Below are 16,593 nucleotides of genomic sequence, written 5' to 3'. Positions count from 1 at the left end.
AAACGAACAGGAGGGCAAGGTGACCGCAGCAGATCTTCATCCAATGGCCACTGGGCACATTCCCCGATACGTCGTCGCAGCTGACGGAAGCGATTACCTTTTTTCGGCTATGGTCGTCTTCTTTGTCATTCTCGTGGTGCTGATCGGTGTTGGGTACCTGACGCTTCATTCGGTTCCGGAAAAAATGGCGCACGAGAACAACCATCCGCAATTTCAGTTGGTGGGCATTCTGGCGCTGCTGGCCCTGTTTACTCATAACGGGATATTCTGGATTGCCGCTGTACTAGTCGCAGGGTTCCAGTTTCCGGATTTTGCAACCCCGCTTAAAAACATTGCCGATGCCATTCGTTCTCTTGGACGTGCGATTGCTCCGGAACCGGTGCCCGAGGCACCTGCGCCAACCCCTGGCGTTTCAGAATCCACGGACGTTCAGGAACAAAACACATGATTGAGACCCTGCTTTGCGCCCTGATCACGGTGCTGCCCGATTATCTGTTCCGCCGGTTTGTTCAGGGCAAACGTATCGGTCACGAGATCACCCTTTTCACCATGTGGTACGAATTGCGCTGGGGTCTTACGACCTGTGCCATTCTGGCGCTGACGGTAATCACCACGCTGTTTTATTTTCACCCAGCCAGCAAAACCGCAGCGTCCTATTTTCGAACCGTGACGATCCTGCCGCAGCTAGGTGGCCGTGTTTCGGAAATTTTCGTTAAGAACAACGAACTGGTGATCGCTGGCCAGCCGATTTTCAGGATCGAAGATTTCAGCCAGACAGCACAGGTTCAGGCGGCAAATGCACAGATCGCACAGGTTCAGGCCTCGCTGAAAGTGGCTGAAACTGATCTGGCCGAAGCTGATGCCGGTATTGCCGGCGCCAAGGCGGCGTTGGCGCAGTCCTTGGACGATCTTGAACGAAATACGACCCTGCGCGACCAAGGTTCAAGCGCTGTCCGGCTGACCGAGATCGAGCGACTGGAAAACCTTGTTGCCGAGCGTGAAGCGCAGGTGGTTGCGGCCGAATCCAGGCGTGCGGCAGTTGAACAGCAGATCGAAGAGCTGATCCCCGCGCAACTGGCCAGCGCCATTGCACAGCTGGATGCCGCGCAGACCGAGTTGGACAAAACGCTGATTGTCGCCGGTGTTACCGGTCGGGTCGAGCAGTTTAGCCTGCAAGTTGGTGATTACGTGAGCCCGTTGTTGCGTCCTGCGGGCATCCTCGTTCCATCGCATACCGGACATGACCGTTTTCAGGCTGCTTTCAACCAGCTGTCTGCTCAGGTGATCAAACCAGGTATGATCGGTGAGTTGGGCTGCATGACCAAGCCATTCACCGTAATTCCCACTGTAGTGGTCGAGGTACAGGATGTCATACCGTCCGGCCAGATCCGTCCATCAGATGAGTTGCGGGATGTGCAGAATAACACCAATCCCGGCTCGATTCTGGTTTATATGGAGCCACTGTATAAAGGTATGGCCGATGACCTTCCTCCGGGCAGCAACTGCCTGGCCAATGTCTACACCGACAACCATGACCGTCTGGAACACGAGGATCTGGGCTTTTGGAAAGCTGCTTTCCTGCACGTGGTCGACACAATTGGCGTGGTCCATGCGGCAGGTTTGCGTTTGCGCCTGATCCTGATGCCCGTCAACACGCTGGTGCTGACCGGGCATTGATCCGGTTCCCGCAGAACAGTTCTTAACGCGCCCGGCAGGTTCCCCGCCGGGCGCTCGTATTATTAAAGCGCTGCTTTGAACAGCTGTGTCAGGTTTTCTTTGGTCAACTCAATCGGGTTCCCGCCGCATGACGGGTCGATGATTGCGCCTTCGACGAGCGTTGGGATTGATGTCTCGGTAACGCCAAGGTCTGCCAGCTTTCGCGGGATGCCGAGGCTGTCGTTGAATTCCTGCACAAAGGCGCGGAAGCCATCGAACCCTCCGTTGATACCCAGATAGGCGGCAGCCTGCTGGAAACGATCTGCGATGGCGGGAGCATTGAAATCCAGGACGCCGGGCATGCAGACCGCATTGGTGGTGCCGTGATGGGTGTTGAAGTGCGCGCCGACCGGGTGGCTCATGGCGTGGATCGCACCAAGACCTTTTTGGAAGGCAGTTGCGCCCATGGCAGCAGCGCTCATCATCTGGGCGCGGGCTTCAATGTCGCTGCCATCTGCGTAGGCGCGCGGAAGATATTCTTTCACCAAACGCATACCTTCCAGTGCGATGCCCTGGCTCATCGGGTGATAATGCGGGCTCGAATAGGCTTCGACACAATGCGCGAAGGCGTCCAGACCGGTGCCTGCGGTGATAAATTTGGGCATCCCAACCGTCAGTTCAGGATCGCAGATCACCACCGTCGGCAGCACCTTGGGGTGGAAGATGATCTTCTTGGCATGGGTCTCGGAATTTGTGATGACGCTGGCGCGGCCAACCTCGGAACCGGTCCCCGCAGTCGTCGGAACCGCAATGATCGGCGCGATTGCATCCGCGTCGGCGCGGGTCCACCAGTCGCCGATATCCTCAAAGTCCCACACGGGCCGCGTCTGGCCGCACATGAAGGCGACCATCTTGCCCAGATCCAGCCCCGAGCCGCCGCCAAAGGCAATCACACCATCGTGCCCACCGGCCTTGTATGCCGCAACGCCTGCGTCGAGGTTTTTCTCATTCGGGTTTGGGTCCACGTCACTGAATACACCGCGGCCCAGACCAGCTGCCTCCATGATATCCAGCGTCGCCGCAGTGATCGGCAGATCGGCCAACCCCTTGTCCGTGACCAACAGGGGTTTCTTCATCCCGGCTGTGGCACAGGCTGCGGGCAGTTCCTTGATGCGTCCGGCACCAAATTTGATTGCGGTCGGATAGGACCAGTTTCCAACAAGTGACATGTCAGGTTTCCTTTGTGATTTGAAACCTGCTCGGGCGAGGGGGTCAGACCCGAGCAGGCCGTCGTCCTTAGCCCGTGACCTTCTTCAGGTGGTAAGATTTTGGACGGGTGAGATTGTGATAGCCGATGACCGAAAGACCACCGCCGCGCCCGGTATTCTTGCAACCGGTCCAGCACAGCCCAGGGTCCAGATAGTCGGCCCGGTTCATGAAGACGGTGCCGGTCTCGATCTGGTCGCCCACACGCGCCGCGCGGTCCACATCGCGGGTCCAAAGGCTGGCTGTCAGACCAAACTCGCTGTCGTTCATCAGCGCGATGGCCTCAGCATCCGAGGACACTTTCATGATGCCCACCACCGGGCCAAAACTTTCGTCCCGCATCACCCGCATATCATGGGTCACATTGGTCAGAATCTGCGGCGTGAGATATGCGCCGCCGTCATCCTCGGGGAAGGCTTCAATATGCGCGACCGCACCGGCCTCAACCGCTTCGGCAATCTGCGCGCGCACCTCGTCAGCGAAACGCACATTGGCCATCGGACCAATGGTTGTTTCGGCGTCCAGCGGATTGCCCAGTTTGTAGCCTTTCACGATCTCAACGGCCTTGGCGACAAAGTCATCATACAGGCTTTCGTGAACGTAAATCCGCTCGATCCCACAGCAACACTGGCCCGAATTGAACATCGCGCCGTCGATCAACGTATCGACCGCCGCGTCCAGATCGGCGTCGTCCATGACATAACCCGGATCCTTGCCGCCCAGTTCAGTGCCCACGCCCGTAAAAGTCCCCGCCGCCGCACGCTCCATGGCCTGACCGCCACCGACCGAACCGGTGAAGTTCACAAAGTCGAACGCGTTACCCGCGATGAGGTCATTGGTCACGTCGTGGCTGAGGAACACATTCTGGAACACGTCTTCGGGCACCCCCGCCGAATGGAACGCCTGCGCCATCCGCTCACCAACCAACAAAGTCTGGGTTGCGTGCTTCAGAACAACCGTGTTGCCCGCGATCAGCGCGGGCGCCACCGTGTTGATCGCCGTCATGTAAGGATAGTTCCAGGGGGCAACCACAAAGACCACCCCATGCGGAATACGCTTGATATAGCGTTTGAAGGTTTCATCTTCACCCACGGCAATATCGGCCAGTGACGTCTCGGCGATCTTTGCCATATGGTTGGCACGTTCGTTGAAGCCACCAAACTCGCCGCCATAGCGCACCGGGCGACCCATCATATGCGCCAGTTCCGGAACGATCTCATCATTCATCGCGCCGACAGCCGCGACGCCCGCCATCACCAGATCAATCCGCTCCTGCAACGGTCGCGCTGCCCAGGCTCCCTGCGCCGCCCGCGCCCGCGCCGCGACCTCAAACGCAGCCTCCCGCGACAGCACCTCGCGTTCCGCATAAACCGATCCATCGATCGGCGAGACACATTGCAACATCTGCCCCATAGTTACTCCATCTCTAAAGAGAGCAGGATCCCTGCTTCATCTGGCCATAAATATCCCGGGGTGCGCGAGGGGCTGGCCCCTCGCTTCCTCCCTCTCAAGCCCGCTCAAACCCGCGGGCCACTTCCCAATCGGTTACCACGCGCTCGAATTCCTCGATTTCGACCTCAGCCGCACGGGTATAGTGATCGACAACCTCATCGCCCATCGCCGCGCGCAGCATCTGTGATCCGTGCAAAGCGTTGCGTGCATCCTTCAATGTACCCGGGATCTTTCCCGTCTCGCCCTGATAGACATCGCCCTTGGTCGGCGGCTGCAACTCCAGCCCTTCTTCGATCCCTGCGATCCCGGCCGCCAGCATCCCTGCAATCGCCAGATAGGGGTTCATGTCCGACCCGGGAATACGGCACTCGACCCGTATCGCCTTGGTGCCATCCCCGCACAGGCGGTACCCGGCCGTACGGTTGTCTACAGACCAAATGATCCGTGTCGGTGCAAAGGTGCCCTTCATGAACCGCTTGTAGCTGTTGATGTACGGTGCCATGAAATACGTGTAATCAGCGGCGTATTTCAGCAGGCCGGCCATATAGCTTTTCATCAGCGCCGACATGCCCAGTTCATCCCCGGCATCATAGAAGGCAGGTTTGCCATCCGCCCATAGCGACTGATGCACATGCGACGAGCTACCAACCCTTTCATGATGCCATTTCGGCAGGAAGGTCGCCGCATGACCCTGCTGCCAGGCGATTTCTTTCACCGCGTTCTTGGCGATCGAGTGATACTCTGCCGTGTCCATCGCTGGTGCGTATTTGATGTTCAGTTCTTCCTGCCCGGCCTCGGCCTCACCTTTGGTGTTCTCGACCGGGATGCCCGCATCCCACAGGTGGTTGCGGATCGGGCGCATCACATGCTCTTCCTTGGTGGTCTGCAGAATGTGATAATCTTCGTTATAGCCCGAGATCGGCTCCAAATCGCGGAACCCTTCCTTTCGGATTGCATCAAAACTCTTCGCGAACAGGAAGAATTCCAGTTCGGTGGCGCACATCGCCTCATACCCCATCGCCTTCAGGCGGTTCACCTGTTTCTTCAGGATCGAACGCGGCGCATGTGGCACTTCCTCATGGGTGTGGTGATCCAGCATATCGCACATGACCATCGCGGTGCCTTCCAGCCAGGGCACCGGGCGCAATGTGCTAAGGTCTGGCTTCATCACATAGTCGCCATAACCCCGCTCCCAGCTGGTCGAGGCATACCCATCCGGCGTCGCCATCTCGAGGTCCGTGGCCAGCAAGTAGTTACAGCAATGTGTCTCTTCCCACGCGCCAGCCACAAAATGACCTGCATGAAAACGCTTGCCCATCAAACGACCCTGCATATCAACCATGCAAACCAATACTGTGTCGATCGCGCCGTCTGCGACAAGCGATTTCAGGGTTTCGAAAGTCAGAGTTGCGGTCATGAAACAAACCTCATGCGTTGAGTAGGGGCGCCGAATGACAGCGCCCCTGTTTTGATATCAATCGAAGGTGTAAGGGGCACCGGCCTGGTTAATGACCGAGTTATACTCACGGAAGATACCAACGATCTTCTGGTGAATTTCGCCTTCCTGTGCGACCTCGTCCCAGAATTCGATAGCGGCATTTTCCACTTCTTTCCATTCCGCTGCCGGAACCTGACGCAGCTGTAGCTTGTCACCTTTTGCGCGCAAGGCCGCTTCACCGCCCCAGTACCACTGGTTACGATAGGTGTGGCCTGCTTCGACGCCCGCCATCACAACCGATTTCAGGTGGTCGGGCAGCTCGGCCCAGCGTTCCTGGTTTGCAAACCAGGACCCAATCCACGCGCCCGAGATGTTGTTGGTCAGGAAGTAGTCGGTCACATTGGCCCAGCCAACGGTGTAGTCTTCAGTGATGCCCGACCAGGCCATTCCGTCCAATTCACCGGTTTGCACCGCCACTTCCGCATCTTCGTAGGGGATATTGACCGGCACAACGCCAAACTTGGCCAGAAAACGCCCGGCCGTCGGGAAGGTATAGAGCTTCAGCCCATCCAGGTCGCCAAGGCTTTTGATTTCCTTTTTGGTGTTGAAGTTGCAGGGGTCCTGACCCGCTGCCGACAGCCACGTCACACCAACCTTCTCATATTCCGAGCGCCAGATATCAGCCAGACCGTACTGGTTGAACAGCACCGGAACGTCCAGAATATGCTTGGTAGCGAAGGGGAAATAGCCACCGAATTGACGCAGCGGAGTAGGCGAAGCCATGGAATCGTCGTCCGAATGAACACCATCAATCGTGCCGCGTTGCAGGGCCTGGAACAGTTCACCTGTCGGAACGATCTGGTCCGCATAGAACAGTTCGATCTCAAGCTCGCCATTGGCATTGGCGTTGATGTAATCGATGGCTGGCTTGGTCACATGCTCGCCCAATGCGCCACCGGCATAGGTCTGGAACCGCCACTTGATGGCGGATTGCGCTTTGACGATCGCAGGAGAGGCCAGTGTGGCGGCCCCCGCCAGACCGGCGGAGCTTAGAAATCTGCGTCTTGTAGTCATTGTCTTTTCTCCTCTGTTTAGTCTTGCTGAACTTCGCCCCTTGCCGGGGTCTTGTAACTTAATTTCCATAGACATAATTCGGCAGCCAAAGCGCGATTTCAGGAAAGGTGATGATTATGGCCAAGGCGCAGACCATCACCAGAACAAATGGAACGATCGAACTGTAGATATCGCGCAGCGATATTTCCGGGGGGGCCATCGCGCGCATCAGGAACAGGTTATAGCCGAATGGCGGTGTCATATAAGCGATCTGCGTGGTGATCGTATAAAGTACGCCGTACCAGATAAGATCAAAGCCAAGCGCACCCACCAGCGGAACGTAAAGCGGCGCGACGATAACCAGCATGGCAGTATCGTCCAGAAACGTGCCCATCAGGATAAAACTGAGCTGCATGAGAACCAGGATCATCCAAGGGGAAAGACCCAGTTTTTCGGTGAACAGGCTTTCGATTGCCTTGACCGCACCCAACCCGTCGAAGACAGCGCCAAAAGCCAGAGCCGCCAGAATGATCCACATGAACATGCACGAGATGCCCAATGTGTGCCGAATTGAATTCTCGAAAACCGTGCGTGTCAGCCGTCCTTTCAGAAAGGCAGCCAGCATGGCCGTGGTGGCTCCGATGGCAGAGGATTCCACCAATGATGTCCAACCGTTAACAAAAGGGACCATCATCACCATAAATATGCCCAAGGGTAACAACCCGGCTTGCAACAGCAGCAGCTTTTCTCGCAACGGAATGTCGCGGTCTTCCGCGGGCAGGACCGGGCCGAGCGACGGATTGATGCGGCAGCGGATGACAATGTAGATGATGAACATGGCAGCCATCATTAGCCCGGGTATCACTCCGGCGAGCCATAGCTGGCCAACGGGTTGCCGCGCGATCATGGCATAAAGAACCAGAACAACGGATGGTGGCACCAGAATCCCAAGGGATGATCCGGCCTGAATGACGCCGGTCACCATGCGCTTGTCATAGTTCCGGCGCAGCAATTCCGGCAAGGCAATCGTGGCACCAATCGCCATACCTGCAACGGACAACCCGTTCATTGCCGAGATCAGAACCATAAGTCCGATGGTTCCGACAGCCAGACCACCGGACAAGCCACCCATCCAGACATGGAACATCTTGTAAAGATCATCTGCAATCCGGCTTTCGGAAAGGATGTATCCCATGAAAATGAACATGGGCAGTGTCAGCAGCGGGTACCACTTCATGACCTTGATCGCAGCGGCAAAACCCAGATCGTAACCGCCCCTATCCCCCCAAAGGAACAAGGCTGAAACCACAGCAACACAGCCGATTGCACCAAAGACGCGCTGGCCGGTCAGCATCATTAGCATCATTGATGCGAACATCAGCAAGGCAATCATCTCGTATGACATCAGATTACCTCACGCGGGATATCGTCGCCGCACAGGCGCAAGATATCCTTGAACAACTCGGACACGGCTTGCAGCAGCATCAGGAAGATACCGATAACCATGATCAGCTTGACCGGCCAAAGGTAGGGCCGCCAGATCGTCGCGCTGCGCTCACCGCCATATTGGAAAGAATACATCAGGCTGTCCCATCCACCCCACAGCAAGATGAGCAGATAAATGATCAGGAATACGACTGTGAAGGCATCCGTCCAGGCCTTGCGGCGATGAGACCATTCGCCATAAAGCAGGTCCATTCGCACGTTTGACCCCATCTGGATCGAATAAGGGCCACCAAGCATATAGTAGGCCACCATGGCGAACTGAGCCATCTCGAGTGTCCAGAGCGACGGTACGAAAAAGGTTTTCGAGACCGAAGACCAGAACAGAATACCCATCATGACGAAAATGCCGTACATGACGACGCGTCCGATCCAGCGGTTCGTTCGATCAATGACCGCCACGTAGCCCCGCAAGAACTTCATCTCGATACCTCAACTCTCATTGTTTCGCCTCTGTGTGCGAATACGCATCAATTACCGTTTGCAGGATCGGCGTCAGAATCCCGGCGATGCGGTCTACTCCCGTTGGTGTGTCGATAAGATCGTTTCGAACCTCGACCATGACATTCGGAAGCCCCCGACTGATCGCATGTTCCTGCAACGTGTGCGTGACGCCATCCGTGGCAGAGTAAGGTTCGTTCAACGCGGCATTCAGACCCGAGCCCTTGGCACAGCGCAGCATAAGTTGGGCCGCCCTGTCATCTTCGTCATGAAGAATGCCCAGTTCGACTGATCGTGTCTTTCCGTTGTAGACGGGCGTGAAACTGTGCATCGTGACAACGACAGGCGGCCGGTCCTGCGCGTCCAGAGTGGACGACAAAAGCTGTTTGAACGGCTCATAAACCTCGTGGATTCTTTGGGCGCGTTGGGTGTCTGTCAGGTTCTCATTGCCGGGAATGGAAAACACTTCGCTTACCTGCGGCATAGCATCTGCACGTTCAGGCGAGCGGTTGCAGTCGTAAACAAGACGGCTGATGCAGGAATGAACCAGCGGCGCGTCCAAAGCCTTCATCAATTCGACCGAAAGCGCCAATGCGCCAATATCCCATGCTGCATGAGACAATGCTGCGTCCTCAGTCAGGCCCAATCCGTTCAATGACGCTGGGATGAATCGACTAGCATGTTCGCATACCAAAACGCACTGCGCCCGGCCGTTGGCATTCTGCGCGCGGGCTGCCGGAGCTTCGGTTGGTAGTAGCATTGGTGTCTCGGAATCGTGGTGCATAAGTAGCATTTGTTACAGCAACCTCAGACCTGTCAAGAAAATTACTGTAGACAAAATTACAAACAATCATATCCTGTAAAAAATTTGAGAAATGAAGGTGCCGATGGCCACCGTTGCGAAACTTGTCAAACAGCGGATACAGGAAGAGCTTGACGATCTGACACGGTCAGAACGGCAGCTGGCCTCGGTACTTTTGCAGGATTATCCAATGACCGGCTTGCAATCGATCACCAAGCTGGCAGCTGCTGCGCAGGTCTCGACCCCGACGGTCATACGTATGGCACGCAAGCTGGGTTTCGACGGTTTTCCCGCCCTGCAGGACGCCCTGCGAGAAGAGGTGGCGGCACAGATCAAAAAGCCGATCTCGAAACGGGATGCCTGGGTTGTGGATGACGCGGCGGAGCATCCCACAACGCGGTTTGCGCAGGCTGTTTGGACAAATATGCGCCACACGCTGGAACGTCTGGACAAAGAGATGTTCGACACCGTTGCCCAGCTTCTGGCAAATACGGATCGCCATCTTTACGTCGTGGGCGGGCGTATCACGCGTTCAAATGCGGACTATCTGTTCAATCACATGCAGATTATTCGACCCAATGTGACGATGCTGGGCAATTCGGCAAACGTTTGGCCGCAGTACCTGCTTGATATGGATGAAACCTCGGTTCTGGTGATTTTTGATATCCGCCGATACGAGGCCTATCTCGAGAAATTGGCGCAGGTCGCATCAAGCCGCGGCGTGACGGTTATCCTGTTCACCGACCAATGGGGATCACCGATAGGCAAGACCGCCAATTACACCTTTCACGCACTGGTCGAGGCGCCATCTAGCTGGGATTCAACAATAGCATTGCAGCTGATATCGGAGACCCTGATCGCTGAAGTGCAAGAGGCACGGTGGGAAGAAAGCAAGGAGCGCATCGAGGAACTTGAGCGGTTTTTCTCCTCGACGCGGATATTCCGCAGTCACGATTGAAGGCCGTACTTCCACCGGGAAATATCACGGTTTTGGTCGTGCAAATTTTCACAATTCCCGCTTGACGCGCCCCGGCGCATGACTTAACCAGCGCAAACCATTTGCGGGTATAGCTTAATGGTAAAGCCCCTGCCTTCCAAGCAGGCTATGTCGGTTCGATTCCGTCTACCCGCTCCAATCCCCACTAATTTCTGCGTCAAATGGCCCTTATGGCTGTCTGTTTTTGGCAGGAATGCTTGACCAGAACGGCGGCTGGGGCCAAGAAAGCGTTCACTTTGTAGCGTTCAATTCACAAGGGCCGGACATGGCAAGACAGACCGCCAATAAACCAGCACAATCAGCGGCTCCTGGCGCTAGCGAAGAGCGGGCCCGCTCAAGGAAAATCGGGGTGCTGGGGTCGCTTTGGCCCTTCATGAAGTCTTACAGGCTATTGATGATCGGGGCGACAATGGCGCTGATCCTGACGGCCAGCATGACGCTGACCCTGCCATTGGCCGTGCGGCGCGTCGTCGACAATTTCCGCATTCAGGACGGTGAATTGCTGGACTGGTACTTTTTGGCAGCGTTGGGCATTGCCGCTGTTCTGGCTGCGGGAACCGGTATCAGATATGCGTTGGTCACACGGTTGGGGGAACGTGTGGTTGCTGACATCCGCAAGGCTGTATTTGATCGTGTGATCGGCATGAGCCCCGAATTCTACGAACGCATCATGACCGGTGAAGTGTTGAGCAGGATCACCACCGACACGACACTCATCCAATCGGTTCTTGGCTCATCCGTTTCCATCGCGCTGCGCAATATGCTGATGTTTATCGGCGGGCTGGTTCTGATGCTGTTGACCTCGGCCAAGCTGACCGGGCTTGTCTTGCTGCTTATCCCCGTGGTGGTGGTGCCGATATTGATTCTGGGTCGGCGTTTGCGCGTGATCAGCCGTGAAAACCAGGATTGGATCGCTGCGTCATCCGGAAACGCGGGCGAGGCATTGGGGGCGGTACAGACCGTGCAGGCATTTACCCACGAACAGGCCAGCCGGCAGCAATTTGATGAGATGACCGAGATGTCCTATACCGTTTCACTGCGTCGGATTCAGACGCGCGCGGTGCTAACGGTGATTGTGATATTTCTGGTATTCTCAGGCATCGTTGGCGTTCTGTGGATGGGTGCAAATGACGTACGCAACGGTGTGATGACCGAGGGCGTTCTGATTCAATTCGTGATCTACTCGATCATCATGGCGGGTTCAGTCGCGGCCCTGTCCGAGATTTGGAGCGAGCTTCAGCGCGCCGCCGGAGCCACCGAGCGACTTGTCGAGTTGCTGAATGCCGAAGATTCGGTTTCGGACCCGGCCAAACCCGCTCCTTTGCCAAAGGACGTCCGGGGCGAAATCCGGTTCGAAGATGTAAGTTTTCGCTATCCAGCGCGCCCCGATACAATCGCGCTGGATCACTTGTCGCTTCAGGTAAACCCGGGCGAGACCGTTGCCTTTGTCGGACCGTCAGGGGCGGGTAAGACAACGATCATTCAATTGATTCAACGGTTCTATGACCCAAATTCGGGCCGCGTGATGTTGGATGGCCATGATCTGCGGGAACTGGATCGCACAGATTTCCGAAAGTACATGTCATTGGTGCCGCAGGATCCAGTGATCTTTGCCGCCTCAGCCCGCGAAAACATTCGTTTCGGTCGTCTGGACGCAACGGATGCCGAAGTAGAAGCCGCAGCCCGTGCCGCCATCGCACATGATTTCATTGCCGCATTGCCCGATGGGTATGACAGTTTTGTCGGCGAACGCGGTGTCATGCTGTCGGGTGGGCAAAAGCAGCGTATCGCAATCGCCCGCGCAATATTGCGCGACGCACCTGTGCTGCTGCTGGACGAGGCGACCTCGGCCCTTGATGCGGAAAGTGAACGTGCAGTGCAGGGCGCAGTGGATCAGATGCGTGCCGGCCGCACGACCCTGATTGTTGCGCACAGATTGGCCACCGTAAAGAAAGCCGACCGCATTGTCGTTCTGGAAGAGGGCCGTATCGTGGCGCAGGGCAGCCATGATGATCTGGTGTCCCAAGATGGGCTATATGCGCGCCTTGCACGACTGCAGTTCACAGATGGCGTTGCGGCAGAATAGGAGTGACGCGCGGGCATTTGTGAATTCGCCGTAGCGTCATTCTACATTTTACCCCCTTTGAAGGCTAAGGCCTCGCTTGCGCGAGGGTTGTTTTGCTTCCATCTTGGTTGCGAACAACAAGCTCGTGCAAAAACACGGGAGAAAAACGGGAGGAACCACATGGCCTTTGTGGGATTGGAAGACAAGACGCGCATGGAACAGGAAATGTCGTGGGAGGATCGGGATCTGCCTGTCACCTTCCATCAGCTCCTGTCGCGCACGGCGGGGAAGTTCCCGAACCACAATGCCATCAGTTTTCAGCTTTTTTCTGGCCCCAATGACAAAGCCGAAACCCTGACCTGGTCTGAACTTCTGGGCAAGGTCAATCAGGCGGCAAACCTGTTTCGTTCGCTGGGTGTGGGTGAAAAAGACGTGGTGGCCTATGTGCTGCCAAACTGTAACGAAACACTGATTACCATGATGGGCGGTGCAGTTGCGGGCATTGTGAACCCGATCAATCCGCTGCTGGAGCCCGAGCAGATTGCGGCGATCCTGCGTGAGACAGGCGCCAAAGTGGTTGTTACGCTAAAGTCTTTCCCGAAAACGGATGTTGCCCAGAAGGTGGAAGAGGCGGTGCGCCACGCGCCCAAGGTCAACACCATTCTGGAAATTGACCTGAACCGGTACCTGACACCTCCCAAATCGTGGCTGGTTCCCTTCCTGCGCCCCAAGATGGGCGAAAAGGAAAAGCTGGCGCATGCGGATTACAAAAACTTCAACAAGGAACTTGCCAAGCAACCGACGACGCTGACATTCGAGGACAGTAAGGACGATCGCGTTGCTTGTTTCTTCCACACTGGTGGGACCACCGGGATGCCCAAGGTGGCGCAGCATAAATACTCGGGTCTGATCTACAACGGCTGGCTGGGCAACACGCTGTTGTTTGACGAGAATGACGTCATCATGTGCCCGCTGCCGATGTTCCACGTCTTTGCCGTGCATGTTATCGTGATGGCAGCCGTGTCGTCGGGTGCACATGTGATTTTCCCGACACCTGCAGGTTATCGCGGTGACGGTGTGTTCGACAATTTCTGGAAGCTGATCGAGCGCTGGAAAGTGAGCTTTATCATCACTGTTCCAACCGCCATATCAGCCAAGATGCAACGCCCGGTGGACGCAGATATCTCAAGTGTGAAAACCGCCTTTTCGGGTTCAGCGCCGCTGCCGGTGGAGTTGTTCCGCCGCTTCGAAGAGGCGACGGGCGTCACCATCGTCGAAGGCTACGGCCTGACCGAGGCCACCTGTCTGGTCTCATGCAACCCCGTGGATGGCGAGAAAAAGATCGGTTCGATCGGTATTCCGTTCCCCTATACGGATGTCAAAATCCTGCTGGATGGACCGGATGGGCCGACAGAGTGCGGTACTGATCAGATTGGTGAGATCTGCATCTCGAACCCCGGTGTGTACGCAGGCAACACGTATACTGAGGCCGACAAGAACATTGGTCTTTATCACTTTGACAAATACCTGCGTACGGGCGATCTGGGGCGGTTTGACGAAGACGGCTACCTTTGGATCACCGGTCGCGCCAAGGACCTGATCATTCGCGGTGGTCACAATATCGATCCTGCTGAAATCGAAGAGGCGCTGCTGGGTCACAATGCAGTTGCCTTCGCGGGGGCGATCGGTCAGCCGGACGCGCATTCGGGCGAAGTGCCCTGTGCCTTTGTTGAATTGGTTGATGGGGCGTCGGTCACTGAAAATGAGCTGCTGGAATATTGCAAAGTTCACGTGCATGAGCGAGCCGCACAACCCAAGCATATAACCATTCTTGACGAGTTGCCGAAAACTGCGGTCGGCAAGGTGTTCAAGCCGGACCTGCGCAAACACGCCATCACCCGCATCTACAATGGTGCTCTTGACGCTGCGGGTCTTGCTGCGCGGGTTGTTCTGGTGATCGACGATAAAAAACGTGGCCTTGTCGCGCAGCTTGACGCGAACGGATCTTCGGAAGACGATGTCGCGAAAGTCCTGGGCGCATTTACCCGGCCCTGGGAGTGGTCCAAATAAGCCGGAGGAACAATGGACTATGAACGCCTGATCGACGAAGAAACCTGGGCGTTCATACGCCGCACGGCCGAAAGCTATCCGGATGATGCGGTCGATTTGTCCATCGAGGACCAGCGTCGCGTCTATGACACGATGTGCGAGCAGTTTCGCCAACCGCGCCCTGCCGGTGTCGAAACCCAGGACCTGTACGCCGATGGCGTGCCGGTCCGCCATTATACCGCCGGACATCCGACCAGAACGGTCGTCTATTTTCATGGTGGTGGCTTTGTTGTTGGCGGGCTGGACAGCCATGATGATGTCTGTGCCGAGTTCTGTGCCCAAACGGGATACCGCGTCGTTTCAGTTGACTACAGGCTGTGCCCTGAACATGTGCATCCGGCGCAGTTCCAGGATTGCTGGACGGCTGTGAAATGGGCGGCGGCTGAGTATGGCGACCCGCTTGTTCTGGCCGGGGATAGTGCGGGAGGAAATCTGGCAGCAGCTATCGCCCACCATGCGCGCGGGCGGCTGGACAATATACTGGGGCAGGTGCTGATCTACCCCGGTTTTGGCGGAGACCAATCGCGCGGCTCATATCTTGAGCACGCCCATGCTCCTTTACTGACACTGGACGATATTAAATTCTACGAAACCGTCCGATACGCAGGTACCCCGCCTCAGGGCGATCCGACTTACGCGCCGCTACAGGACAATGATTTTTCGAAACTGCCGCCAACTGTTGTGATTACCGCTGACTGTGACCCGCTCCGCGATGACGGGAAGGTCTATTGCGAGCGGATAAGCGCGGCTGGTGGTCAGGCCCATTGGATCAACGAACCTGGCCTTGTTCATGGGTACCTACGTGCGCGAACCTCGGTAAAGCGCGCAGCAGACAGCTTCGAACGGATCTCGGTCGCTATCGAAGCACTGGGGCAAGAGATCTGGCCCTACGACTGAAGTCAGTCAGTTACATCAGGAACGGCTTAGCCCTCATCGTGTCTGCGAGGGGCGCACCCAATCGGCTCAGAATGGTCGGGGCCAATTGGATCTGGTCGATTACGGTTTCTACGTCAGGCCCGTCGGCATCGCCGAAGTAATACAGCGCGGTTTCCTGTTGCAGGGGGCTGCGCCCTCCGTGGTGTCCGCGCTCGTCTTGGCCATGATCGGCGGTGACGATCACCTCATACCCCAATTGGCGCCAGCGAGGGATGAACGGGGCCAGCATCTCGTCTGCAACAAAGCAGGCATGATCCATTTCTTCGCAGTCGTGATAGAAACGGTGCCCCATGCTGTCCAGTGTACAGGTGTGCAGGATGCCATAGTCCAGCCCAAAGCGCAGACACAGATTGGTCAAGGTGGCAAATAGATCGACGTCGGACGGGGTCATCTGGTTGTCTTTGCCGTAGCCGGTCATGCTGTGAAAGCGACCGTGATTGATGGTCTGGCTCTCTGGCTCGTCATATTCGACGTCGCGGACATAGTCGAACGGGTGACGGTTGAAGAACTGCGACCAAAAACTGTGTGTGACAGCCCCAGTCACGCCGCCGGCCTCACGTACCTGGCTAAAGACATCCTTATGGCTCAGGCGAAAGACGTTGCCGTTTCCGGTGCAGCCGTGTTCTTGCGGCGTTACGCCCGTATGGATCGATGCATAGCAACTGGCCGAAGTTGAAGGCAGCACTGCGCGGTGCTTCCACACCCGAGCTTCGCCGCTGTCGACCCAGCCTTCGAGGTTGCCGAACAGGCGGCGGAAATTCCGGTATGGTACTCCGTCCAGAATGATCAATAGTAGTTTACGGTCCATGGCTTGGCCCTTTGATCTGAGTATTTCATGCGGACGATACGCGAGTTGAAACCACGCGCCTGCCAAA

Annotated in this window: 14 protein-coding genes and 1 tRNA gene; 7 read left to right on the top strand and 8 right to left on the bottom strand. The window is 56.5% G+C overall.

Annotated features, from left to right (window positions below):
* Window positions 1-43: 43 nt before the first annotated feature.
* Window positions 44-448, top strand: coding sequence for a hypothetical protein (locus ACR0ID_RS07145; protein WP_480476916.1), 405 nt, complete (start codon window positions 44-46; stop codon window positions 446-448).
* Entirely contained in the window at window positions 445-1,677 is a 1,233-nt protein-coding gene (locus tag ACR0ID_RS07140; RefSeq protein WP_480516122.1) for an HlyD family secretion protein, read from the top strand. Before ACR0ID_RS07145 ends, ACR0ID_RS07140 begins: the two co-directional genes overlap by 4 nt.
* A gap of 62 nt (window positions 1,678-1,739) precedes the next feature.
* On the opposite strand, the gene ACR0ID_RS07135 is transcribed toward ACR0ID_RS07140, so the two are convergent.
* The 7 genes from ACR0ID_RS07135 to ACR0ID_RS07105 form a co-directional block, all read right to left on the bottom strand.
* On the bottom strand, window positions 1,740-2,885 hold the full coding sequence (locus tag ACR0ID_RS07135) for an iron-containing alcohol dehydrogenase (protein ID WP_480604581.1): 1,146 nt from the start codon (window positions 2,883-2,885) through the stop codon (window positions 1,740-1,742).
* Window positions 2,886-2,952: 67 nt separating this feature from the next.
* The gene (locus ACR0ID_RS07130; RefSeq protein ID WP_480604579.1) at window positions 2,953-4,335 is read right to left on the bottom strand and encodes an aldehyde dehydrogenase family protein; all 1,383 of its coding nucleotides are present in this window, start codon (window positions 4,333-4,335) and stop codon (window positions 2,953-2,955) included.
* A 94-nt stretch (window positions 4,336-4,429) separates the two neighbouring features.
* Window positions 4,430-5,791: a glutamine synthetase family protein gene (locus ACR0ID_RS07125; protein ID WP_480604578.1), complete on the bottom strand. Its 1,362-nt coding sequence runs from the start codon at window positions 5,789-5,791 to the stop codon at window positions 4,430-4,432.
* A 57-nt stretch (window positions 5,792-5,848) separates the two neighbouring features.
* The gene (locus ACR0ID_RS07120) at window positions 5,849-6,886 is read right to left on the bottom strand and encodes a TRAP transporter substrate-binding protein (protein ID WP_480475702.1); all 1,038 of its coding nucleotides are present in this window, start codon (window positions 6,884-6,886) and stop codon (window positions 5,849-5,851) included.
* Window positions 6,887-6,944: 58 nt separating this feature from the next.
* Entirely contained in the window at window positions 6,945-8,270 is a 1,326-nt protein-coding gene (locus ACR0ID_RS07115; protein WP_480604577.1) for a TRAP transporter large permease, read from the bottom strand.
* The gene (locus ACR0ID_RS07110) at window positions 8,270-8,791 is read right to left on the bottom strand and encodes a TRAP transporter small permease subunit (protein ID WP_480475706.1); all 522 of its coding nucleotides are present in this window, start codon (window positions 8,789-8,791) and stop codon (window positions 8,270-8,272) included. Before ACR0ID_RS07110 ends, ACR0ID_RS07115 begins: the two co-directional genes overlap by 1 nt.
* Window positions 8,792-8,807: 16 nt before the next feature.
* A complete protein-coding gene (locus ACR0ID_RS07105) occupies window positions 8,808-9,569 on the bottom strand; it encodes an N-formylglutamate amidohydrolase (RefSeq protein ID WP_480516130.1) in 762 nt (253 codons plus the stop codon).
* 127 nt (window positions 9,570-9,696) lie between these two features.
* Here ACR0ID_RS07105 and ACR0ID_RS07100 point away from each other — a divergent pair, with 127 nt between their 5' ends.
* The 5 genes from ACR0ID_RS07100 to ACR0ID_RS07080 all read left to right on the top strand — a co-directional run bounded on the left by ACR0ID_RS07100 (window position 9,697) and on the right by ACR0ID_RS07080 (window position 15,679).
* Window positions 9,697-10,569 (top strand): MurR/RpiR family transcriptional regulator, encoded by an 873-nt coding sequence (locus tag ACR0ID_RS07100; RefSeq protein ID WP_480482048.1) that lies wholly within the window; start codon window positions 9,697-9,699, stop codon window positions 10,567-10,569.
* Window positions 10,570-10,672: 103 nt separating this feature from the next.
* Window positions 10,673-10,746, top strand: a tRNA-Gly gene (locus tag ACR0ID_RS07095).
* 127 nt (window positions 10,747-10,873) lie between these two features.
* Entirely contained in the window at window positions 10,874-12,694 is a 1,821-nt protein-coding gene (locus ACR0ID_RS07090; RefSeq protein WP_480604574.1) for an ABC transporter transmembrane domain-containing protein, read from the top strand.
* 159 nt (window positions 12,695-12,853) lie between these two features.
* The gene (locus ACR0ID_RS07085; RefSeq protein WP_480545786.1) at window positions 12,854-14,743 is read left to right on the top strand and encodes an acyl-CoA synthetase; all 1,890 of its coding nucleotides are present in this window, start codon (window positions 12,854-12,856) and stop codon (window positions 14,741-14,743) included.
* 12 nt (window positions 14,744-14,755) lie between these two features.
* Complete coding sequence (locus ACR0ID_RS07080) at window positions 14,756-15,679, top strand: alpha/beta hydrolase (RefSeq protein ID WP_480604573.1); 924 nt, start codon at window positions 14,756-14,758, stop codon at window positions 15,677-15,679.
* 10 nt (window positions 15,680-15,689) lie between these two features.
* On the opposite strand, the gene ACR0ID_RS07075 is transcribed toward ACR0ID_RS07080, so the two are convergent.
* Entirely contained in the window at window positions 15,690-16,526 is an 837-nt protein-coding gene (locus ACR0ID_RS07075; RefSeq protein ID WP_480475716.1) for an alkaline phosphatase family protein, read from the bottom strand.
* Between the last annotated feature and the right edge of the window lie 67 nt (window positions 16,527-16,593).

The sequence above is a fragment of the Ruegeria sp. AL2 genome, assembly GCF_056540845.1.
This window is presented reverse-complemented; position numbering and strand designations above follow the sequence as displayed.